Below are 21903 nucleotides of genomic sequence, written 5' to 3'. Positions count from 1 at the left end.
ACACACCCCTCTCCACACACTACCCGTCGCACCACTGTTTCGGCTCCGCTCAACACGGGTCTCAAGAGGGGAGAACAGGGCTAAGGTCTTTGATCCAATCATATCCCTTTTCTTCAAGTTCCAATGCTAATTCTTTTGTGCCTGATTTTACAATGCGTCCATTATATAATACATGCACAAAATCGGGGATTATATATTCAAGTAAGCGCTGGTAGTGAGTAATGACAATAAACGACCTGTCTTTTGAACGTAGCTTATTTACACCATTGGCAACAATACGAAGCGCATCAATGTCAAGCCCGGAATCAGTTTCATCAAGCACAGCAAGCGTTGGCTCTAACATTGCCATTTGAAAAATTTCATTTCGTTTTTTTTCGCCACCGGAAAATCCTTCATTCACAGAACGATTAGCGAGCGTGCCTTGTAATTCAACCAAAGCTTGTTTTTCTTTTAACAATTTCAAAAAGTCTTTTGCTTCCAACGGCGGGAGTCCTTTGTATTGACGGATCTCAGCTATAGCTGTTTTTAAAAAATTAACATTGCTAACTCCTGGAATTTCCACAGGATATTGGAATGCAAGAAACAATCCTTCGCGTGCGCGGTCTTCAGGAGAAAATTCGAGGAGATCTTTTCCCTTAAATTTTATTTCGCCTTCCGTTACAACATAATTCTCGCGGCCGGCTAACACATTACTCAATGTACTTTTGCCTGAGCCATTAGGACCCATGATGGCATGAACTTCACCGGGCTTCACTTCCAGGTTAATCCCTTTCAGGATTTCCTTTCCTTCAATACCGGCTTTCAGATTTTTTATGCTTAACATAATTGGTTTCAAGTTTCAGGTTTCAAGTTTCAGGTTGGTTAGCGTACGGAACTATTGGTTCATTAAATTTTGTTCCCGAATAATCACTACCCTTTAAATAAGTCATTAGACCTGAAATCATTTTACCTATTTTGTTAGACATATTATATAAGTCTTCGAATCTTTCTTTTGTAATGTAATTTCTGTCAATAGCCCGGTATAATTGTGATCTCACCTCCCCACAGGAAGCTTTTGCTATCGATAAAAACTGGATAAACTCCTTCCGGCCATCCCGTTCATAACCTTCGGCAATATTATCCATGACTGACCCGGACGATCCGTTGATCTGGTCACGCAGTTTATAATCCTTAACAAACGGACCTTCATTAGTGATTTTGTAGACTTCACTACATAACACTCTGGCCTGTTGCCAGGCTTCAATATCCTCAAATCGTTTTATGGTTGCCATTAACTATATTTTAAAACCCTGATTTTTAAAATTCGGGGTTAAGTTCTAAGTTCAAAAAACCTGAAACTTGAAACCTGAAACCTTTTTCAACCAACACTCCCTTCCAGGCTTACCGCTAAAAGCTTTTGCGCTTCCACAGCAAACTCCATTGGTAACTGGTTCAATACTTCTTTACAATATCCATTGACAATCAATCCGATCGCTTTCTCCGTTTCAATGCCGCGTTGGTTGCAATAAAAAAGCTGATCCTCACCGATTTTTGATGTGGTAGCTTCGTGTTCAACGATGGCTGTTTTATCTTTTATCTCGATGTATGGAAACGTATGTGCTCCGCACTTATCGCCCATCAACAACGAGTCGCATTGTGAAAAGTTGCGCGCGTTACTTGCTCCTTTCATAATACGAACAAGCCCACGATAACTATTATTGCTTTTACCGGCTGATATCCCTTTTGAAATGATGGTACTCTTTGTATTTTTTCCGATGTGGGTCATTTTTGTACCGGTATCGGCTTGCTGCATATTATTGGTAACGGCCACAGAATAAAATTCGCCGGTTGAATTATTTCCTTTTAATATTACTGATGGATATTTCCATGTTATCGCGGAACCTGTTTCCACCTGCGTCCATGATATTTTTGAATGATCACCCAAACAGATGCCTCGCTTGGTAACAAAGTTGAAAATGCCGCCTTTACCCTCTTTATCACCGGGGTACCAGTTTTGCACGGTACTGTATTTTACTTCTGCGTCTTTGTGTGCGACAATTTCAACAACGGCGGCGTGTAACTGGTTTTCATCACGCATGGGAGCAGTACAGCCTTCGAGGTAACTAACATACGCTCCTTCATCAGCTACAATAAGCGTGCGTTCAAACTGGCCCGTTCCTGCTGTATTGATGCGAAAATAGGTAGAGAGCTCCATCGGACAGCGCACCCCTTTAGGGATATAACAGAATGAACCATCGCTGAATACAGCCGCGTTAAGAGCAGCGTAAAAATTATCGTTGTAGGGAACTACGGAACCCATATAACGTTTGATCAATTCAGGATGTTCCTGTACCGCTTCACTGAAAGAACAAAAAATAATTCCCTTTTCAGCAAGCACTTCTTTGAAAGTTGTTTTAACAGATATACTGTCAATCACAGCATCAACAGCAATTTTACTTTCAACCCCGCTTAAGCGCTTTTGTTCTTCCAGCGAAATACCCAGCTTCTCAAATGTTTTCAAAAGTTCAGGGTCAACCTCATCAAGACTTTTTAATTCTTTTTTTTGCTTTGGCGCCGCGTAATAAATAATATCCTGGAAATCAATTTTGGGGTAGTGTATATGTGCCCAATGCCGGGGCTCTTCCATTTTAAGCCAATACCGGTATGCCTTTAAACGTAAATCAAGCATCCATTCGGGTTCATTCTTTTTCTTTGAAATAAAACGGACAATATCCTCACTCAGCCCTTTGGGAGCTGTATCCATATCAATATCACTCGACCAACCGTATTTGTACTCGCTGCCGGTAACTTCCTCTAATATTTGATTTGAATCTGACACGGATAATTATTTTTTTGTTCTCAACTTTCGCAATTTCTCTGCATCATCACGATCTTTTGATCTATCTGATCTTTCTTTTTCATCAATTAGCTTATTAATATGTAAAACTTTCACGGATGCGGTTTCATTTATTGAAAAACTTTCTGATAATTGATAGCATTCTGCAAAATCCACCTGTTTTAACAATACCATATCGGCCATCAAATCAATATAAATTCCCGAGTCTAATAGTATTTCTGCATATCCGGCCATGAGCGGATAAGTTAAAAATGCTTCGGCTCCTTCCACTCCAAATGCTTTCAGGGCATTTACTAATTGTTCCCGGTTAGTAATCGAATCGTCTACCCAAATATCAACATCGCCGGTTGCACGTGAATAACCATAATAGTTAACAGCTAAGCCACCAACTAAGATGTACCTTACATTATATTGGTTTAATATGGCAAGGAACGATAATATTTCTTCGTCAAAAAGATTCACGCTTTTCTTTTTAATACAACCCCCAATCCTTGAGGAATTTTTATAGGCCCCTTTTTAAACAAAGCAGCCAACCCCATAAGTGTAAATGCTTTTTTAAGACGTTCAACAGGACTGAGCTTCAGATTTTCAAATAATCTATTCTCGGCAATAGCCTCCCTACTTGTTTTAGTATGAAAAATAACTTTGCTCATGTACACATAAAATTCTGTATTTGTTTCAGGTTAAACAACTTGAAACCTGAAACTTGAAACCTTTTTTCTTATACCGAAAAACTTTCCCCACATCCACAAGTCCTGCTTGCATTCGGATTAATAAATACAAATCCTTTTCCGTTAAGTCCGCCTGTGTAATCCAGTTCAGTCCCCACGAGGTACAGGAAACTTTTTTTATCTACCACCACTTTTATTCCTTTATCTTCAAATACCTGGTCGCCTTCTTTGATCACGTTGTCAAACTCCAGTTTATACGACAGACCAGAGCAACCTCCCCCTTCAACACCTACACGGATAAATGCATCACCCGGCTTATTCTCCTCTTTCATGAGATGAAGAGCTCTTTCTTTTGCTTGTTCCGAAACTGTTATCATTTTGATTATCAATTATATAACTACGTATCCTTATTTAGAATAATTCTAAACACAATGCAAAAATACCTAAAAGTGGGTAGATGGCCAAGAAATTTAAAGGGAAAATGGTGGGCTGCAAATGATGTTTGAAATAATGAAAAGAAGTTTAAAATTCAGGATAAAAGCACATTTTCCATCTTCCATCTTTAGCTTCCATTGTTGTTATATCTTTGGCATTCCAAAATCGCTCAAAATATTGGTTACCAGTAACAAAATAGCGCAACAACTTTCAATTTCAATTGGCAACCTGCTGTTCAGACATTTTTTTCCGGTCTATAATATTATTTACCCGCTTTTTAAATACAGGCAGGATGCTGACGAAATAGAGTTCCTAAAACGTACAGTTAAAAAAGGAGATGTTGTTCTTGATATTGGCGCCAATATTGGCTTTTACAGTAAAATTCTGTCAGGCCTGGTTGGAGCATCGGGTAAGGTATATAGCTTTGAACCCGACAAAGTGAATTTCAATTACTTTCTGAAAAACACCAACAGCTTAACAAATATTGTCCCTGTTAACAAAGCGGTTGCCGATCAAACAAAAACATTAAAACTGTATACTTCCAAATTACTAAATGTGGACCACCGCACTTATAAGGTAGATGAATACGAGAAAGAGCTAACGATCGATGCTGTGAGCATTGATGATTTTGTAAACGACGTATTTAAAGTTGATTTTATCAAGATGGATATACAGGGGTTTGAGCTGACAGCATTGAAGGGCATGGTTAAAACAATTTCACTAAATCCCGATCTAAAAATAATTATGGAATTATGGCCACATGGATTGCAAAAATCGGGTACCTCATTTGATGAATTCTTCTCCTTTTTTAGAACCCTGAAATTAAAATTATACGCCTTAAATGGAATTGACTTAACTCCGTACAATGGAAGTGAATTGAAACACGATTTTTCTTATTCAAAAGAATATTATTTTAATATCTTGATATCCAATAAATAAGATGAAGCAAAATAAGGGACAGAATACAAATGCCGTTAAACATAAAAGCAAAAGCACCGATGGCAACTTTTTACTGCCCAGAATCGAGCGGCGTTTACTTAATAATGAGCGTTTAATTTTCTATACTTTATGTTTTCTGTGTTTATTGTTCAGCTTTTTTTTATTTAATGCCCGCGTAAGTGAAGGTAATGACGATTCCCTTTACATTGAAGCCGGATATAATTACGCGCATAATTTTTCAAATTATTCTTATACAGCGAATGCGCCGATGTATCCGCTTTTTCTTGGTGGGTTAACTGTATTATTTGGCATTAACCTTATTGCTTTCAAACTTTTTTCAGTTCTTTTTAACTTTTTGGGTGTTGTATTCTTATATAAATCTTTTAAGGGTCGCGTCCCTTATATTATTTTATTTACAGTTTGCTTTACCGTTGCTATAAATAGTTATTTCCAATATTTCGCCAGCCAGACATATACGGAATCTTTATTTTTAGCATTGCAGTTTATTTTCCTTTACTATTTTTTCAGACTACTTGACAAAAACGAGAAGGGCGAGGATCTGACGAAAAGAAAACACCTTGGATTATGGTTAAACATTGGAGGACTTCTCTTTTTACTGATAATGGCACGCAATGCTGCTGTAGCAGCGATTCCAGCTATTATTCTCTTTTTTATTTTTATAAAGAAACATAAATATATTTTATGGGCAATTGGCTCATTTCTTGTGTTCAAAATTCCTTATGAAATCATTCATTCTTTTCTTTGGAAACAAAAAGATCAGTTTAGTTCTCAATTTAGTATTCTGAAATTGAAAGATCCATATATGCCTAATAAAGGCGAGGATGATTTATTAGGTTTTGTTTCACGCTTTTTTGACAATATTCAGCTGTATTTATCTAAACGCTTTTTTCAAGTACTAGGATTTTTCTCCGAAAATTATAATGAAGTAAATTTAACATGGGCTATCGTAGTTATTGCTTTAATTGTTATTGGCTTCATTAAGGCACTGCGATCAAATAATAGAGTGCTATTCTTTGCTGTTCTGTATATGTCATCTCTTGTTGCGCTTACATTTATAATGCTTCAAGCCAGGTGGGATCAACCCAGACTGATCATGATTCATATGCCTATCATGCTTATTACCATTTTATATGGAATATTTCAATGGGTAAAAAATTCTCCATACGCTCAAAATTTGTTTGTATTGATATGCTTAATCATACTGTCCTCAAGCTTTATTTCTTCATTTAAAAAATCGGCAAACAATATCCCAATTGTTATAAAGAATCTGAAAGGAGATAAGTATTTTGGTTACACTCCTGACTGGAAAAACTTTTTTAAAATGAGTGAGTGGTGTTCTGGCAATTTACCAGATACTGCATTAGTTGCGAGTCGAAAAGCTTCTATGTCCTTTATTTACGGGAATGGAAAAAAGTTTTTTCCTGTATATAAGGTTTTTGCACTTGACACAACAACAGGATATTCAAATCCCGATTCTGTCCTGGCGTACTTTAGGAGGAATAAAGTAACGCATGTAGTTCTGGCGAGCCTGCGCCGTGATCCGGCTAAAGCAGATGGCAATGTAATTAACACTCTACACCGCATGATGGAACCAATTGCAAAAAAATATCCCGAAAAAATTAAATTGATTCATCAGATACCTTCTCCTGTGGAATCTCAGATCGAGCCTGCTTTTCTTTATCAAATTAATTACTGATGAGCTTTTTAAAATATAAAATAGAAACGCATCTTGACGACCCCCAAACAACTTTGCTGCATCGTGAGATCATTTTATCAAAGCCATTTTTGAAACAAATTTACATTGATTGGTATTTGATTTTTAAAAGACACCTTGCTGAAGTGCCGGAGGGCAAACTTCTCGAAATTGGTTCCGGAGGCGGCTTTATTAAGGAAGTTATTCCTTCAGTTATTACATCAGACATTATGCCCCTTAATCATTGCGACATGACTTTTTCAGCCGAAGAAATTCCATTTAAAGATTGTGAGTTAAGTGCAATCTTTATGATCAATGTCTTTCATCACATACCAAAACCATACTTATTTCTCGCTGAAGCGCAACGTACACTTAAAAAGGGTGGAAAAATTATTATGATCGAACCTGCAAATAGTATCATAAGTCGTTTTATTTATAAAAACTATCATCACGAACCTTTTGATGAAAAAGGTTCGTGGGAAATTCAATCTTCAGGTCCCCTTTCAGGATCTAACCAGGCTTTGCCGTATATTTATTTTGAACGGGATATTAAAAAATTTCAGGATACCTACCCAAAACTTAGGTTAAAAACGATTGAGTACCATACACCAATTCGTTACGTTTTAAGCGGAGGCGTTTCGAGAAAGTCACTGGTACCAGATTGGAGTTATAGCGCCTTTAAAGGAATTGAATGGCTCCTTTCCCCAATATTACGCCAAATTGGGTTGTTTGAAACTATAGTTTTAGAAAAAACAGTTAATTAGTCTATTTTCTTTCATTTGCAAAGACAAATTATTGATTTTCAGCTAAAATGGATTAAATTTACTTGTTCAATTAAAAAAAATTCTATGGAAACAAAGTACTTCCGATTACTGATGTTCTTACTCTTAATTTCTGCTTTTACTAAAACATTTGGCCAGGCAAACCTGGATAGCGGATTAGTTGCATGCTATACCTTTAAGGGTGATGCGAATGATCACAGCGGAAACAATAATAATGGGGTGGTAACTGGCGCTACTTTGGCTTCTGATAGATTCGGCAATTCAAATAGTGCATATCTGTTCAATGGTTCAACCGACCATATTGCTATAAGCAATTTTAATAACCTTATTTCAAAAAACGAACTAACTATTAGCCTTTGGGCAAAGGCTACCTCACTGACATCAAATTGTCCTATTTTACTGTCTCCTGATGCTTCTTCTGATCGCTGCGTTGCATGTGTTCAATATGTAGCTTCTCCATCTGCTGTTATCTGGGATTATGGCAATATATTTAGTGGAGGACGAACATTTATTGATGGAATTACATATCAATCAAAATGGGATCATTATGTATTCATTGTCAGCCAATCAAAAAATATTAAAAAAGTATTTAAAAACAATGTCCAAATAAGTAGTACTGCTTATACTTCCTCGTTGACTAACAAAAATCGAACACTTTTTATAGGCGGAGGCACTGATGCCAGTGGGGGAGACATAGGCTTCACAGGTTATTTAGATGATATTCTTATTTTTGATCGTGCAATCACCGCTTCTGAAGTTGATGAATTATTTAATTATCCGGCGAATAGTTGTATCCCGACTGCAAACAAATTAGATAGCGGATTGGTTGCTTGTTTCCCTTTTAAAGGGGATGCAAATGATTATAGCGGAAATAATCGTAATGGGGTAGTCAACGGTGCATCCTTAGCTCCTGATAGATTTGGCAACTCAAATAGCGCTTATTTATTCAACGGATCTTCTGATAATATAGCAGTAAATAATTTCAATAATCTTATTTCACAAAATGAACTTTCCATTAGTCTTTGGGCGAAAGCCACCTCATTAACATCAAATGCGGTTTTTATGCTTTCCCCTGACAATACTGCCGACCGTTTAGTTGGAGCTGTACAATATATAGCTTCGCCATCTGCAATCTTTTTTGACTATGGCGACATCTTTAATAATGGCAGAACGATGATAAATGGCATTACTTATAAATCAGCTTGGGATCACTATGTTTTTATTATTAGTCAATCTAAAGGCATTAAAAAAATATACAAAAATGATAGTGTAGTAAGTAGCACAGCTTATACATCTTCTTTGATTAACAGAAATAAAACATTGTTGATAGGTGGGGGAACTGATGCCAGCTTGGGAGACATTCATTTTACTGGTTATATAGATGATATACTCATTTATAATCGTGCAATTACAGCTTCAGAAATTGATCAAATTTACAAAGGCTATACTTGCAGTTCTGCCTTTTCTGCCTCGCCAACCAGTGTTTGCCAAGGCGATTCGGTTCAGTTCACCGATAATAACAAGAAAAACCCCACAAACTGGAAATGGACTTTTTCAGGCGGCAACCCTTCTACTTCAGCACTGAAAAATCCAAAAATCTCTTATCCGGCTGCAGGTTCTTATGATGTAGTTTTAATTGTAACTGATTCTGTTGGGATTGATACAATAACTTATAAAAAATACATTACGGTTTTATCTCCGCCTACACCTTCCATAACTGTTAATGGGGGAAATACTTTTTGTTCCGGCACGGGCAGCTTAAGCTCCAATTATTCATCCGGGAACCAATGGCTCTTTAATGGAAATCCGATTACCGGCGCAACAGCGCAAAATTATTATCCGACACAAACCGGATTTTACACTTTAAAGAAGACGGATGCCAACGGATGTACCGCTATTTCAAATCTTGCTTCTGTAACAGTCTTACCTAAACCAACAGCAGGAGTTAATGCGGCAAACAACACCATTTGCAATGGTCAGTCCACAAATTTAAATGGCACGGGGGATGGTACTTATACCTGGTCCACTGCTGAAACAACAAGTTCAATTATGGTATCACCAGGTGCAACAACTACCTATACTTTAACGGTAACAGGCAGCAACAGCTGTACGGCCACTGCCACACAAACAATAACAGTTAATCCTGTTCCACCTGTTCCAACAATATTGCAAAACGGGAGCTTGCTCGCATCATCAGCTTCAACCGGAAATCAATGGAACCTAAATGGCAGTCCTATAGGCGGTGCGACAGGTCAGTTTTATACTCCAACCGTTTCAGGCTTTTATTCAGTGACTGTAACAAATGGGTTCGGCTGCTCCTCTACTTCAACCATTTTAAATTTTACGTTAACAGGAATAAATAATCTGAGCTTGCCGGATGCGTATATAAATATATATCCAAATCCTTCGGATGGCTACCTGAATATTGATTTCGGTTCTGCACTAAATGAACGTATGACGGTGACAATATTCAATACACTGGGCGAGGTTGTTTATTCCAAAAATATACTGCCCGGTAATAAATTATTATCCGTTAATTTATCGGGAGTTATAAGTGACGGGATATACACCCTGATGTTACAAAATAATTCCGGAAGAAGGATAGAAAAGGTTGTTTTTGCGGAGTAAACAAATTTTTTCTATTTGTGCTAAAAACGGGGATGCTAAAAACATCTCCGTTTTGCTTTATATAACTACAGACTAATAATTGCAAAGTAATTCATTTGTATATTTTTTACGTTCCTATTGTCAGAAGCCTGCCTGTCAGTAGACAGGGAACGTGCCACATATTCTTACTGTTTATCAAAAACTCATGATTAATTCCCCTGAACATATTTTATATGATACTGAAGTTCAAGTGCCTGCTTGCATCGCTTTCGCAAAGCTTCAGCGGAGCCAAACTGGACAGACCTGGAACCCGCATTTTATGCTTATTATGGCTCTAGTATAAATTACACATGCTCGTTTCATCCATTAAATAATTATGACTATATTTGTCATGTATAAAATATTCATAAAATGAAAACCTTTCCCACAATAATTAAAGAAGCACGTGTAGCCAAAAACATGACCATGATGGAAGCGGCCCATAAGCTTGAAATGGATCAGGGTTTATTGTCGAAGATCGAAAGTGGCAAAAGGCTGGCAAGCAGGCCACAGGTAAATAAACTGGTGAAACTATTTGGCTTAAACGAAAAAGAAGTGATCGCTCAATACATAAGCGATAAAATATTAGCTGAATATGGTGAGGATCCTTATTTTCTGGATGGATTACTGGTAGCTGAGCAAAGGACAGGCTACGGCAAAAAAGAAGAAGAAATGAAAACAACGGGACCAGATCCCGAAATCAGGCTGCTGTTGGATAAGATTGATATGCTGAAAGCGGAATGGGAAACCATTAAACCGCTTTCAAAAGCACAATTGCACAACCTGGGAGAGTACTTTGATATTGCATATACCTATGAAAGTAACCGCATAGAAGGAAATACCCTTACCATGCAGGAAACCGCCCTCGTGGTGAACAAAGGCATAACCATTGGCGGACGTTCCATGCGTGAACACCTGGAAGCCATTAATCACCAACATGCGATCGATTACATAAAAGACATCATACGTTCAAAATATAAATTTGATGAACGGTTGGTAAAAGATATTCACTCACTTGTTCTAAGGGGGATTGACAATGAGAATGCCGGCAGATACCGCAATGTGAATGTGCGCATATCCGGCAGCCGGCATGTGCCATCCGAATATTATAAGCTGCCTGAATTGATGCATGGCTATTTTAGTTATTATAAACGGTCAAAAAAAATGCACCCCGTATTACTGGCCGCTAACATGCATGAAAAGCTCGTTACCATTCATCCCTTTATTGATGGAAATGGCCGTACAGCGCGACTTATAATGAATTTGATCTTATTGCAAAATGGCTACACAATCGCCATTATACCGGGTGACAATAAAAGCCGTTTTGCATATTATGATGCGCTTGAGAAAGTTCAAACGCAAAAAGGAAGCACGGCTTATATATTATTTATCGCCCGGCAGGTAAAGAATTCATTGATGGAATTTATTAAAGCTGTGAAAGGGAAAAGATAATAATCATAATGAAACATTGCAGTATCAATAATTAATTACCTGCTGTACCGTGTTAACCGGCAACTCACGATACTCATATTGCTGCGTACGCAATTGTGGCTCAAAACCAGCTTCGCGTATCGCATCCTGTATGCCTTTCGAAGTAAACCGGTGGGGCGCACCGGCCGCGGAAACTACATTCTCCTCGATCATAATTGAACCAAAATCATTCGCCCCGGCATGTAAACACAATTGGGCTACCTGTTTACCTACGGTCAGCCAACTGGCTTGTATATTCTTAATATTCGGCAGCATAATGCGGCTCATCGCGATCATACGCACATATTCATCGCCGGTAACATTATTTGAAATTCCTTTATGACGTTTCAACAAAGTGCCATCGTCCTGAAATGGCCATGGAATAAATGCAAGAAATCCTTTGGCAGTTGCCGGTTTTTCATCCTGTACCTGGCGCAAAAGCACCAAATGCTCAAAACGCTCTTCAATAGTTTCAATATGCCCGAACATCATCGTCGCGGATGTGGTCAGATTAAGCCTGTGCGCTGCACGCATTACATCCAGCCATTCACGACCTCCGCATTTTCCCTTTGAGATCAGGCGCCTCACCCTGTCGTTCAGGATTTCGGCACCGGCACCGGGCAGTGAATCAAGCCCTGCATCGATCAATGCTTTCAACACTTCTGTATGCGTTAATTTTTCGAGTTTTGCAATGTGCGCTATTTCAGGAGGGCCGAGTGAATGAAGTTTCAGATCAGGATATAAAGTCTTTAGCTGCCTGAACAGGTCAACATAAAATTTCAAGCCCAGATCGGGGTGATGGCCGCCCTGAAGCAAAAGTTGCTCTCCTCCCAGGCGGAATGTCTCTTCAATTTTACGTTTATATGTTTCAATATCGGTGATATAAGCTTCTTTATGCCCGGGGATACGGTAAAAATTGCAGAACTTACAATTAGCAATACATACATTCGTGGTATTAACGTTGCGATCAATGATCCAGGTTACTTTGTTATCCGGCTTTTGGATCTTACGGAGTTCATTTCCCACAAACATCAATTCAGCAGTCGGCGCATTCCTGAACAGAAACACACCTTCCTCAATAGAAAGATGTTCAAAATTCAATGCCCGCTTTAAAAGTGAATCAATGATCATGCACCTGCGAATTACGAATAAAAGACGAATTTACGAATCCTTTAGCATAATCAGATACTATTCCAGATTCGCAAATTCGGTCTATTCGTAATTCGCAGGAGAGCCATACTTATTTTGTTTAATTTAGCGCATTATTAACAATACAACCATGTCGGGTAAAATACGTGTAGGAATAAGCCAGGGTGATATTAACGGGATCGGCCTGGAGGTTATTATTAAAACCTTTGTTGATCCTGCAATGGAGGAGTTATGCATCCCTATTCTTTTTAGTTCACAAAAAACAGCCTCCTATCACCGTAAAGCTATGGGAGTTGAGGATTTCAGCTTCAATATTATCCGTGATATTGATCAGGCAAATCCTAAAAAACCCAATCTGCTGAACCTTTATGAAGAAGAAGTGAATTTTGAATTGGGGAAGTCAACTCCTTCAGGGGGTAAGTATGCTTTTAAATCGCTTGAAACGGCCTGCAATGCATTAGCCACTAACAAAATTGATGTGCTGGTTACTGCCCCCATCAACAAACACAATATACAATCGGAGGAATTTCAGTTCAAAGGACATACCGAATATCTTGATCAAAAATTTGCCGGTGGAAAAGATGAAGCATTAATGTTGATGGTATCCGACACACTAAAAGTGGGCCTGGTTACCGGTCATATCCCGGTTGAAAAAGTAGCGGGATCTGTTTCGGTTGAAAAAATAATTAAACGCATCAAAACTCTGAATCGTACACTGATAGAGGATTTTGGAGTGCGTAAGCCCAGAATTGCTGTATTGGGACTTAACCCCCATGCAGGAGACAATGGGACAATTGGCAATGAAGACATACAGGTGATCACAACAGCAATTAATAAAGCGAAAGACGAAAGTATCCTTGCATACGGGCCTTATCCGGCTGACGGCTTTTTTGGGAATTCGACTTATCTTCAGTTTGACGCTGTGTTAGCCATGTACCACGACCAGGGATTGATTCCATTTAAAACAATAGCATTTAACAATGGTGTAAATTATACCGCGGGATTGCCTGTGGTCCGCACTTCACCCGATCATGGTACCGCATACGCGATCGCAGGCAAGAACATAGCCTCCGAAGAATCCTTTCGTAAAGCCATTTACACAGCCCTCGATATTTTCAGGAAACGAAATGAATACAAGCAGATCTCTGCCAATCCCCTTAAATCAACACCATTACGTAAGGAGTGACTCCAGCAATAAATAAGGTATTGAACCGGGCTGGTGTTTTTATCCTGCTATGTATGCTCTTCGCATGCTCATGCGGCAAGTCGCCATTGGCGCAATATGGAGAATCATTTGAAAAAGTGATGCGATCGGATACCGGCCTATTCAGGGGGCTTACGCTTGGTGTATCCAAAGAACAAATCGCGAAGTCTGAACCAATAGGTCTCAAAGAGGAAGACAGCAACGACGGCATCGACTACCTGTTCTATGAGCTGGGCATTGATTCAACTACAAGCTATACCATTGCTTATTATTGCCCCGATAACCGACTAAACAATATTGAGGCCGACATTTATTTGTTAAATGAACCGCAGGCAGCGGAGCTGTTTACTTCTTTTAAGACTTATTTTGAAAAAAAATACGGAAAGCCTGAAACCGAGGGCGACTTCTTACTCTGGATCGCCGAAACGGGTTCCGGAAAGGCCCGCATTGCGCTTGCCGATGAAAGCCCCACCTATAAACGCGGCAAATTAACATTGGTCATACATAACGCGAAAGATTGACCAGACGCAGGACCATAATTAACTTCCCGATATTTATGAAGTTTGTTGCCAAAAACTTAAATTAGCAAACCAGTTGATCAGCTATGAACGACATTCTGCTTGAAGTAAAGAATTTAGTCACCGAATTTCGTACAGAAGACGAAACGATCAGGGCGGTTGATAATATTTCATTCTCCTTACGTAAAGGCAAAACCATTGGGATCGTTGGAGAATCGGGATCAGGAAAATCGGTAACCGCTTTATCGGTTATGCGGCTTATAGCCAATCCTCCCGGCCGCGTCGTTGGAGGAGAGATCATCTACCATTCCAAAGAGTCGGGCCCTGTTGACCTGTTAAAAATTACCGAAAAAAACATGCGGAAATTCCGGGGGAATGAGATCGCCATGATCTTCCAGGAGCCCATGACATCGCTGAACCCTGTTTTTACATGCGGGGATCAGGTGATGGAAGCCATTGTGCTGCATCAGAAAATTTCCAAAAAAGAAGCGAAAATAAAAACGATAAGCCTGTTCAAAGAGGTTCAACTGCCCCGCCCGGAAACCATATTCGACAGCTATCCCCACCAATTATCAGGCGGACAAAAGCAGCGGGTGATGATCGCCATGGCGATGTCGTGTAACCCTTCCATTTTGATCGCGGATGAACCAACGACAGCCCTGGATGTTACCGTTCAAAAAACAATTCTTGAACTGATGCAAAAGCTGCAGCAGGAACATCACATGGGTATTTTATTTATCACTCATGATCTTGGCGTGATCGCCGAACTGGCTGATCATATTGTGGTGATGTACAAAGGAAAGATCGTTGAACAGGGGGCTACGCTTGATATTTTTTCTGATCCGCAACATCCTTATACCAAAGGGCTGCTTGCCTGCAGGCCACCCCTAAACAAGCGCCTGCACTGGCTTCCCACCGTTTCGGATTTTATGCAAACGGATGACGCCGGAGTGATGTACGAGAGCACTAAATCGATCCAGGAGGTTACAGAAAAACTTATTATCACCGGGGAGGAACGCAAGCAGCATCACAAAATAATTTACGCCAAAGAACCCCTGCTAGAGTTAAAAAATATCAAAACGTATTTCCCCATCCGTAAAGGGATGTTCGGGAAAGCAACTTCATACGTAAAAGCGGTTGATGATGTGAGTTTTAACGTATATCCGGGCGAAACACTCGGATTGGTGGGTGAATCAGGCTGCGGGAAAACCACATTGGGCCGTACCATTTTACGTTTGATAGAACCCAGCGAAGGAGAGATCATTTTCCGCGGACAAAATATCACACACATTTCAACACGGGAGATGCGCGCTTTGCGCAAAGACATCCAGATTATTTTCCAGGATCCCTATTCATCGCTCAACCCCCGTATTACAATCGGTGAAGCTATTATGGAACCCATGCAGGTTCATAAAATTCACGACAATAACAAAATGCGAAAAGAAAAAGTGATCGAACTCCTCAACAGGGTTAACATGAATGAGTCACATTTCTATCGCTACCCCCATGAATTTTCCGGCGGGCAGCGGCAACGTATTTGTATAGCACGCGCGCTGGCACTTAACCCGCAATTTATCATTTGCGATGAGTCCGTATCAGCGCTTGACGTTTCGGTGCAGGCACAGGTGCTTAACCTGTTGAATGAATTAAAAAAAGAATTTTTGTTTTCGTACATTTTTATTTCACACGATTTGTCGGTTGTAAAATTCATGAGCGATCGCATGGTTGTAATGAGTCACGGAAAAGTTGCTGAAATAGGAGATGCCGATGACATTTACCTGAATCCTCAAACTCAATACACTCAAAATCTTATTAACGCCATACCAAAAGGCGAACTGGCCGATATTGAGGCCGCCATTGAAAAGAAAAAAAGCTGGAAACAGCCAGAAACAGAAAAAGTACCGGGAGATAGCGGCATTTAGTAACAATAAATAATAATATACTTGCAGGAAGTTCAGGACAACCTTACTCCTTTACATGAGAAGCGGATCGTTTACATTATTTTGTTCATTATATTTTTTGTCACTTCCCTCCTGGCCTGGTTCTCTACCGGCACCTATGAAAGCGGGGACAGCATACAGCATTATTTAATTGCACGCTACTCGTTTAAACATCCTGAATTATTTTTCGATCACTGGGGAAAACCCCTTTTCACATTGCTTGCCAGCTCATTCGCCCAATTCGGGTTTTTCGGCATTTGTTTATTCAACATCTCTTGCGCCACAGCAACCGGGCTTGTTGCTTATAAAACAGCCAGCCTGATCGAACCCCGAAGACCCTGGCTCGCTCCCGTTTTTGTCCTGTTTGCCCCTATCTATTACGTCACACTTATTTCAGGATTAACAGAACCATTGTTTGCATTGGTTTTAATCACCGGAATTTATTTTTGTTTGAAACAAAATTTTTTAATTGCAGGTATAATTGTTTCCTTTCTGCCCTTTATCCGTACAGAAGGATTTTTATTGCTGCCCCTGTTCGCGCTTGTATTTGTTACTCAGCGAAAATATAGTCTTTGCCTGGTGCTGCTTACCGGTACGATCATTTATTCCGTGGCCGGCTGGTTTCATTACCATTCATTATTCTGGATATGGAATGAGAACCCTTATAAAGGCGCTGAAGATATTTACGGACGCGGCAGCTTGTTTCACTTTATTGGCAAAAACGAATTTATTCTCGGAACGCCGCTTGTTATTTTATTTGTGCTCGGTATTTTCAACTATGTAATGTCTAAAAGAAAAACTTCACTTACCGAACTGTTCCTCATCCCCGGAATATTTTTCATTTATCTCGCCGCTCATTCTGTTTTTTGGTGGAAAGGCCTGTATAGCTCTTTGGGTTTGATACGGGTGATGGCGGGCGTAACACCTTTAGCGGGATTATTGGCATTAAAAGGAACAAACACCTTAATGGAATTTCTTTCGCGCATCAAATTGTTGAACAAATTCCCCTTCTTACAAACAACTGTTCTATCAATTATTATTGCTCTTATTATATGGATGCCCTTCAAACAGCATCAATTTCCCCGTTCATTGGGTTATGAAGATGAAGTGGTGAAACAGGCAGCCGATTGGATAAAACAAGGCCAGACGGCTGCCTCAATGTATTGCTATCAATATCCTTACTTGTCCGTTTTTCTCAATCTGGACCCGTTTGACAGCGATCACTACACACCCCTTTGGTCAATGCAGACAGAAAATCTTTCAGCAGGATCAATAGTGATCTGGGATAGTCATTTTAGCCCGAATGAAGCCAAATTACCGTTAAGTCTATTGACCGAAAATTCAAATTTTGAGTTACTGAATACATTTAAAGCAGATCCAGCTAAAACTCCGGACGATAAAAGCCTATTCGAGATCTATATTTTTAAAAGAAAATAGAGTTTATATCGAATAAATTTTTTTGTGGGTTTTAGTGTTTTTGTGCTTTAGTGGCAATTGGATTTTGGCCACCAAAGCACGAAAGCTCTAACCCTTCCTGCCGGCAAGGGTTTCAACTAACGAATGAGACCAATGAATGCGGATCAATCCTCATAACAAATCACAATGAACCTAATAATTTGCATTCTATTTTAAGTTATCTCAAAAATAGTACTCATTGTGTGCCGAGTCAGGTTGAGTTCCGTCGAAACCTGTGGGAAAGCCAGCCAACGCTACATTTCAACAAGCTCAATCTGACCACGTGCACTGCATTTATTAAAAAATTCATTTTTGAGATGGCTTCTAATATTTGGATCTAAATTTTAACTTTGTGACATTATGATATTAGGCAAAAAACTTGTGATCGTTCTTCCGGCCTATAATGCCGGTCTTACCCTTCAACAGACTTATAGCGAAATTCCTTTTGATATAGTGGACGAGGTGATCCTTGTTGATGACGCAAGTAAAGACAACACCGTTGAAGTGGCAAAACAGATCGGCATTAAACACATCATTTCGCATGAGAAGAACAAAGGGTACGGAGGCAACCAAAAAAGTTGTTACGACAAAGCGCTGGCATTAGGAGCCGATATTGTGATCATGCTGCACCCGGATTATCAGTATACTCCCAAACTTATTCCTTCCATGGCAAATATTGTTGCACAGGGGTTGTACGATGCTGTATTCGGATCACGCATACTTGGCAAGGGGGCCTTAAAAGGCGGCATGCCTCTTTACAAATTTATTTTTAACCGCATGCTTACTTTATCGCAAAATATATTAATGAATCAGAAACTTTCCGAATATCATACCGGCTATCGTGCATTCTCAAAGCAGGTATTGGAAAAGATCAACTACCACGCTAACTCCGACGATTTTGTATTCGACAACCAAATGGCAGCCCAGGTGTTTTATGCCGGCTTTGAAATTGCCGAAGTCACTTGTCCAACCAAATATTTTAAAGAAGCGTCATCAATAAATTTCAAGCGCAGCGCAGTATATGGACTGGGTGTGTTATGGGTGTCATTTCAAAGCACTAAAGCACCAAATCCCACTAAAAATAAAAATACGAACGACCAAATCCTTAACTAAACAACATTGAATAAACATTTAATGTTGTTTAGTTAAGAGAGTATTTTGGTGAAAACCTGCCTGACCGACAAGCAGGTTTGGAGTTTTGGTGACAAAAATCAACTCGCCACCAAAGCACTAAAGCACCAAATCCCACTAAAAAGAAAAATACGAACGACCAAATCCTTAACTAAACAACATTGAATAAACATTGGTAATTTAGCATCAGGGAGCACTTGGCAGATTGGTCGTTTTTCGTTAACTTCATAAAAACATTTTAAATGGAAAAAGTTGTTCGAATTACCTCTTTTCGTGAACAATCAGATGATGCTGATATAGACTATTGGCTTTCTAAAACTCCCCAACAACGCATTGCCGCACTTACTAAACTGGTAATTGATTATTGCTACTTTAAAAATATTCCTCTTAAAATGGCAAAAATTGTTACCATAAAGAAATTGTCTGAACAAGATGGAGATCTGTAGCGAATTCAAAGAAATGGTTCAGTGCCTTAATAATAATCAGGTAGAAGATCGGTGTGGTAAAGTTTAGAATTTTTGAGCTGAAGTGATCCATTCTCATCAGAGTGCTCTTTATAATTTCCATTGTATTTTAACAAAAACCAGCTAAATTTAGGCTTGTTCGTCATAGAGATCAGGTCTAAAATTTTTATTGCTCTTTTGTAATGCCGGAAAAAACAATGATAGATCAATCAATATATTCATTACAGGGCAATTTACGACTGCAGCTTATTGAAATGTATCATTCAGCCAATGCCGGTCATATTGGCTGTTCACTCAGCTGCATTGACCTGATGATAGGCTCTCTGATTCATCATAAAAAGGAGGAGGACTCTTTTATTTTATCAAAGGGCCATGCGGCAGCTTCGCTTTATGTTTGCCTAAATCACACAGGCGAAATTTCTAACGAGGAATTAAACACATTTTATAAAAACGGAACCAAATTACCGGCTCACCCGGCAGCAAATAAATTTAGCGGGATACCTTTCGCCCTCGGGTCTTTGGGTCACGGATTTCCTATTGCGGCAGGAATAGCAAAAGCCAACAAATTAAAAAAGAATACTGCCTATTCTTATGTATTAATGTCGGATGGAGAAACGAACGAGGGGACAACATGGGAAGCAGCCCATTTTTCCGTAATGCATAAACTCGATAATTTAATTGTGCTCATAGATAAGAACGGACTACAAGGCTTTGGCAATACAAAAGATATTTTGGGAGATACCGCCAGTGAAGAAAAATGGCAGACATTGGGCTTTGAAGTATTAAGTATAAACGGCCATGATCTTGAACAAATAATAAACGGGATTGATAAATTAAAGAAATCGAAAAACAGTAAACCAAAAGTTATTATCGGGAATACTGTTAAAGGCAAAGGAGTTAGTTTCATGGAAAATGAAATGAAATGGCATTATCTTCCGTTAGATCCCAGATTATATCAGCAGGCAATCAATGATATAAAAAAACAATATAGTGCGTAAGGCTTTTTCAAACATAATAAGTAAGGTTGCCGAAGATGAAAAGGTTATTTTCATCACAGGTGATCTTGGCTTTAATGCCTTTGAAAATATACAGGAAAGTATGAAGGACAGGTTCATCAATACCGGTGTGGCCGAACAAAATATGATAGGCGTAGCCGCCGGCCTCGCGCACAAAGGATATAAAGTTTTTTGTTACAGTATCGCACCTTTTATAACATATCGTTGTTTAGAGCAGATAAGGATAGATGTTTGTTTTCATAAGCTTCCTGTGTTTATTGTAGGCAATGGGGGCGGATATGGATATGGCATCATGGGCGCAACTCATCATTCCATCGAAGACATTGCCTGCATGAGCAGTATGCCGGGGATGACTTGTTATGTTCCTTCATTTGTTGAAGAGGTGGAAACTTCAGTTTTGAAAATTCTTGAATCAGGTGCGCCGGCTTATTTACGTTTAGGACTTGGAAAAAAAAGTCTGATCAAACAAACAAAACCGGAGTCAGTCAACACAGTATCTTCTTCTCCCGAAGCAAAAATAACTATCCTCGCTCTTGGGCCGGTCATCAATAATGTAATTGCAGCTATTGAAAATGCGGGATATAAAGACAAGGTGAATTTATTCTCTGCCGTTAAGCTCCCTTTTGAAAATTTAAATGCTGCATTTTTGCAGAGCGTTACAAACACAAAAAAACTACTTGTGGTTGAGGAACATATCGCCAGGGGAGGTATTGCGGAACACCTCGCTTTAAGTTTAATGAATAATAATATCCATTTAAATAAATTTAAATCTTTGCACGCGCTCGGTTACCCGAACGGTTTATATGGCGACCAGAATTATCATCAAACACAATCAGGCATTGATCCAGGGAATATTCAAAAAATAATAAAAGAGTGGCTTACAATGAGTAACCCCGATGCAGAGCATCGGGGAATTCACTAGTGTTAAGTTAAGTATAATTTGAAAGAGCAATATAATATAGAACTTAATGACATTGCACTTGAAGTGATGTCATCCCTGATTTTATATGTCATTTTAAAATTAACCTGACACTAGAATATCCTGGCTGCCTTTTCTGTTTATACCGAAGGAACTTGATTTTTAAACCCGCCCGGATGAACTCCGTTCGGACGGGGATTTTGATGCTCAGCATATCCCGTTCTAAGCCAACCTGACTGCCGGTCAGGCAGGTTTGGCTTATGAAAAAGCCTTAAATTGACTAAGAACCGGTATCCTTAATCATTGGAATATTTGTGCAGAAGCCCGGGAAGAATTAAAGCGTATCCCTGCTTTGATTAAAAGACATTACCCTAAAATTGCGCATAATACTTAATTAAAATGCCTAAATGATTATTTAAAATTAGGTATTTATACGGATTGTTGGTGTTGCTTAATGATGGTACTTTAGGCGCAAATGAATAACCCCGAGGCAGAGCCTCGAGGTATCGCGTTACTCGAACAAGCTTAATTGATTTTTATGAAACCTTTTATAAACATTTTTTTCATTGCCTTGATTGTGAATATACTGTTGAATTACATCTTCGTTTGCATAT

20 protein-coding genes are annotated in these 21903 nt (G+C 39.2%); 13 read left to right on the top strand and 7 right to left on the bottom strand.

The features are described 5' to 3' along the window. Positions 1 to 61 precede the first annotated feature (61 nt). The 6 genes from sufC to HYU69_08250 all read right to left on the bottom strand — a co-directional run bounded on the left by sufC (position 62) and on the right by HYU69_08250 (position 3884). Entirely contained in the window at positions 62 to 823 is a 762-nt protein-coding gene (sufC, locus tag HYU69_08275) for a Fe-S cluster assembly ATPase SufC (GenBank protein MBI2270338.1), read from the bottom strand. A gap of 22 nt (positions 824 to 845) precedes the next feature. Next, positions 846 to 1271: a four helix bundle protein gene (locus tag HYU69_08270; GenBank protein ID MBI2270337.1), complete on the bottom strand. Its 426-nt coding sequence runs from the start codon at positions 1269 to 1271 to the stop codon at positions 846 to 848. A gap of 86 nt (positions 1272 to 1357) precedes the next feature. Beyond that, positions 1358 to 2818, bottom strand: a complete 1461-nt coding sequence (gene sufB, locus HYU69_08265) for a Fe-S cluster assembly protein SufB (protein MBI2270336.1) — start codon at positions 2816 to 2818, stop codon at positions 1358 to 1360. Between the two features lie 6 nt (positions 2819 to 2824). After that, positions 2825 to 3298, bottom strand: a complete 474-nt coding sequence (locus HYU69_08260; GenBank protein ID MBI2270335.1) for a hypothetical protein — start codon at positions 3296 to 3298, stop codon at positions 2825 to 2827. Further along, on the bottom strand, positions 3295 to 3489 hold the full coding sequence (locus HYU69_08255) for a hypothetical protein (GenBank protein MBI2270334.1): 195 nt from the start codon (positions 3487 to 3489) through the stop codon (positions 3295 to 3297). Before HYU69_08255 ends, HYU69_08260 begins: the two co-directional genes overlap by 4 nt. A gap of 68 nt (positions 3490 to 3557) precedes the next feature. Continuing rightward, the gene (locus HYU69_08250; protein MBI2270333.1) at positions 3558 to 3884 is read right to left on the bottom strand and encodes an iron-sulfur cluster assembly accessory protein; all 327 of its coding nucleotides are present in this window, start codon (positions 3882 to 3884) and stop codon (positions 3558 to 3560) included. Positions 3885 to 4017: 133 nt separating this feature from the next. Between HYU69_08250 and HYU69_08245 the strand changes: the two genes are divergently transcribed. The 5 genes from HYU69_08245 to HYU69_08225 all read left to right on the top strand — a co-directional run bounded on the left by HYU69_08245 (position 4018) and on the right by HYU69_08225 (position 11475). Beyond that, entirely contained in the window at positions 4018 to 4881 is an 864-nt protein-coding gene (locus HYU69_08245; GenBank protein ID MBI2270332.1) for an FkbM family methyltransferase, read from the top strand. 1 nt (position 4882) lies between these two features. After that, entirely contained in the window at positions 4883 to 6598 is a 1716-nt protein-coding gene (locus HYU69_08240) for a hypothetical protein (protein ID MBI2270331.1), read from the top strand. Next, positions 6598 to 7359: a class I SAM-dependent methyltransferase gene (locus tag HYU69_08235; GenBank protein MBI2270330.1), complete on the top strand. Its 762-nt coding sequence runs from the start codon at positions 6598 to 6600 to the stop codon at positions 7357 to 7359. The genes HYU69_08240 and HYU69_08235 overlap by 1 nt, the downstream gene beginning before the upstream one ends. An 84-nt stretch (positions 7360 to 7443) precedes the next feature. Then, positions 7444 to 10005 (top strand): PKD domain-containing protein, encoded by a 2562-nt coding sequence (locus HYU69_08230; GenBank protein MBI2270329.1) that lies wholly within the window; start codon positions 7444 to 7446, stop codon positions 10003 to 10005. 390 nt (positions 10006 to 10395) lie between these two features. Next, positions 10396 to 11475 carry a Fic family protein gene (locus HYU69_08225; protein ID MBI2270328.1) on the top strand — a complete coding sequence of 360 codons (1080 nt, stop codon included), beginning with the start codon at positions 10396 to 10398 and terminating at the stop codon, positions 11473 to 11475. Between the two features lie 24 nt (positions 11476 to 11499). Here the strand turns inward: HYU69_08225 and mqnC are convergent, their stop codons facing one another. Continuing rightward, entirely contained in the window at positions 11500 to 12624 is a 1125-nt protein-coding gene (gene mqnC, locus HYU69_08220; protein ID MBI2270327.1) for a dehypoxanthine futalosine cyclase, read from the bottom strand. Positions 12625 to 12772: 148 nt separating this feature from the next. Here mqnC and pdxA point away from each other — a divergent pair, with 148 nt between their 5' ends. The 8 genes from pdxA (at position 12773) to HYU69_08180 (ending at position 21292) form a co-directional block, all read left to right on the top strand. Continuing rightward, complete coding sequence (gene pdxA / locus HYU69_08215) at positions 12773 to 13828, top strand: 4-hydroxythreonine-4-phosphate dehydrogenase PdxA (protein MBI2270326.1); 1056 nt, start codon at positions 12773 to 12775, stop codon at positions 13826 to 13828. Positions 13829 to 13881: 53 nt separating this feature from the next. After that, on the top strand, positions 13882 to 14367 hold the full coding sequence (locus HYU69_08210; GenBank protein ID MBI2270325.1) for a hypothetical protein: 486 nt from the start codon (positions 13882 to 13884) through the stop codon (positions 14365 to 14367). Positions 14368 to 14450: 83 nt separating this feature from the next. After that, positions 14451 to 16286, top strand: coding sequence for an ABC transporter ATP-binding protein (locus tag HYU69_08205; GenBank protein ID MBI2270324.1), 1836 nt, complete (start codon positions 14451 to 14453; stop codon positions 16284 to 16286). A gap of 21 nt (positions 16287 to 16307) precedes the next feature. Further along, a complete protein-coding gene (locus tag HYU69_08200) occupies positions 16308 to 17741 on the top strand; it encodes a hypothetical protein (GenBank protein ID MBI2270323.1) in 1434 nt (477 codons plus the stop codon). 378 nt (positions 17742 to 18119) lie between these two features. Then, the gene (locus tag HYU69_08195) at positions 18120 to 18872 is read left to right on the top strand and encodes a glycosyltransferase family 2 protein (protein ID MBI2270322.1); all 753 of its coding nucleotides are present in this window, start codon (positions 18120 to 18122) and stop codon (positions 18870 to 18872) included. A gap of 260 nt (positions 18873 to 19132) precedes the next feature. Further along, positions 19133 to 19336 carry a hypothetical protein gene (locus HYU69_08190; GenBank protein MBI2270321.1) on the top strand — a complete coding sequence of 68 codons (204 nt, stop codon included), beginning with the start codon at positions 19133 to 19135 and terminating at the stop codon, positions 19334 to 19336. 215 nt (positions 19337 to 19551) lie between these two features. Then, the gene (locus HYU69_08185) at positions 19552 to 20352 is read left to right on the top strand and encodes a transketolase (GenBank protein MBI2270320.1); all 801 of its coding nucleotides are present in this window, start codon (positions 19552 to 19554) and stop codon (positions 20350 to 20352) included. Beyond that, positions 20345 to 21292 carry a transketolase gene (locus tag HYU69_08180; protein ID MBI2270319.1) on the top strand — a complete coding sequence of 316 codons (948 nt, stop codon included), beginning with the start codon at positions 20345 to 20347 and terminating at the stop codon, positions 21290 to 21292. The genes HYU69_08185 and HYU69_08180 overlap by 8 nt, the downstream gene beginning before the upstream one ends. Positions 21293 to 21903: the final 611 nt, after the last annotated feature.

This window comes from Bacteroidota bacterium (assembly GCA_016183775.1).
In the GTDB taxonomy this organism is placed as follows: Bacteria; Bacteroidota; Bacteroidia; order JABDFU01; family JABDFU01; genus JABDFU01.
Note: the sequence above shows the minus strand (reverse complement) of the source record. Positions and strands in the feature narration are given on the sequence as shown.

Excerpts from the sequence above, each read along its gene's own strand:
- sufC (MBI2270338.1), bottom strand. The coding sequence starts at position 823 with ATGTTAAGCATAAAAAATCTGAAAGCCGGTATTGAAGGAAAGGAAATC.
- HYU69_08270 (MBI2270337.1), bottom strand. The coding sequence starts at position 1,271 with ATGGCAACCATAAAACGATTTGAGGATATTGAAGCCTGGCAACAGGCC.
- HYU69_08255 (MBI2270334.1), bottom strand. The coding sequence starts at position 3,489 with ATGAGCAAAGTTATTTTTCATACTAAAACAAGTAGGGAGGCTATTGCC.
- HYU69_08250 (MBI2270333.1), bottom strand. The coding sequence starts at position 3,884 with ATGATAACAGTTTCGGAACAAGCAAAAGAAAGAGCTCTTCATCTCATG.
- HYU69_08245 (MBI2270332.1), top strand. The coding sequence starts at position 4,018 with ATGAAAAGAAGTTTAAAATTCAGGATAAAAGCACATTTTCCATCTTCC.
- HYU69_08240 (MBI2270331.1), top strand. The coding sequence starts at position 4,883 with ATGAAGCAAAATAAGGGACAGAATACAAATGCCGTTAAACATAAAAGC.
- HYU69_08235 (MBI2270330.1), top strand. The coding sequence starts at position 6,598 with ATGAGCTTTTTAAAATATAAAATAGAAACGCATCTTGACGACCCCCAA.
- HYU69_08230 (MBI2270329.1), top strand. The coding sequence starts at position 7,444 with ATGGAAACAAAGTACTTCCGATTACTGATGTTCTTACTCTTAATTTCT.
- HYU69_08225 (MBI2270328.1), top strand. The coding sequence starts at position 10,396 with ATGAAAACCTTTCCCACAATAATTAAAGAAGCACGTGTAGCCAAAAAC.
- mqnC (MBI2270327.1), bottom strand. The coding sequence starts at position 12,624 with ATGATCATTGATTCACTTTTAAAGCGGGCATTGAATTTTGAACATCTT.
- pdxA (MBI2270326.1), top strand. The coding sequence starts at position 12,773 with ATGTCGGGTAAAATACGTGTAGGAATAAGCCAGGGTGATATTAACGGG.
- HYU69_08210 (MBI2270325.1), top strand. The coding sequence starts at position 13,882 with ATGCTCTTCGCATGCTCATGCGGCAAGTCGCCATTGGCGCAATATGGA.
- HYU69_08205 (MBI2270324.1), top strand. The coding sequence starts at position 14,451 with ATGAACGACATTCTGCTTGAAGTAAAGAATTTAGTCACCGAATTTCGT.
- HYU69_08195 (MBI2270322.1), top strand. The coding sequence starts at position 18,120 with ATGATATTAGGCAAAAAACTTGTGATCGTTCTTCCGGCCTATAATGCC.
- HYU69_08190 (MBI2270321.1), top strand. The coding sequence starts at position 19,133 with ATGGAAAAAGTTGTTCGAATTACCTCTTTTCGTGAACAATCAGATGAT.
- HYU69_08185 (MBI2270320.1), top strand. The coding sequence starts at position 19,552 with ATGATAGATCAATCAATATATTCATTACAGGGCAATTTACGACTGCAG.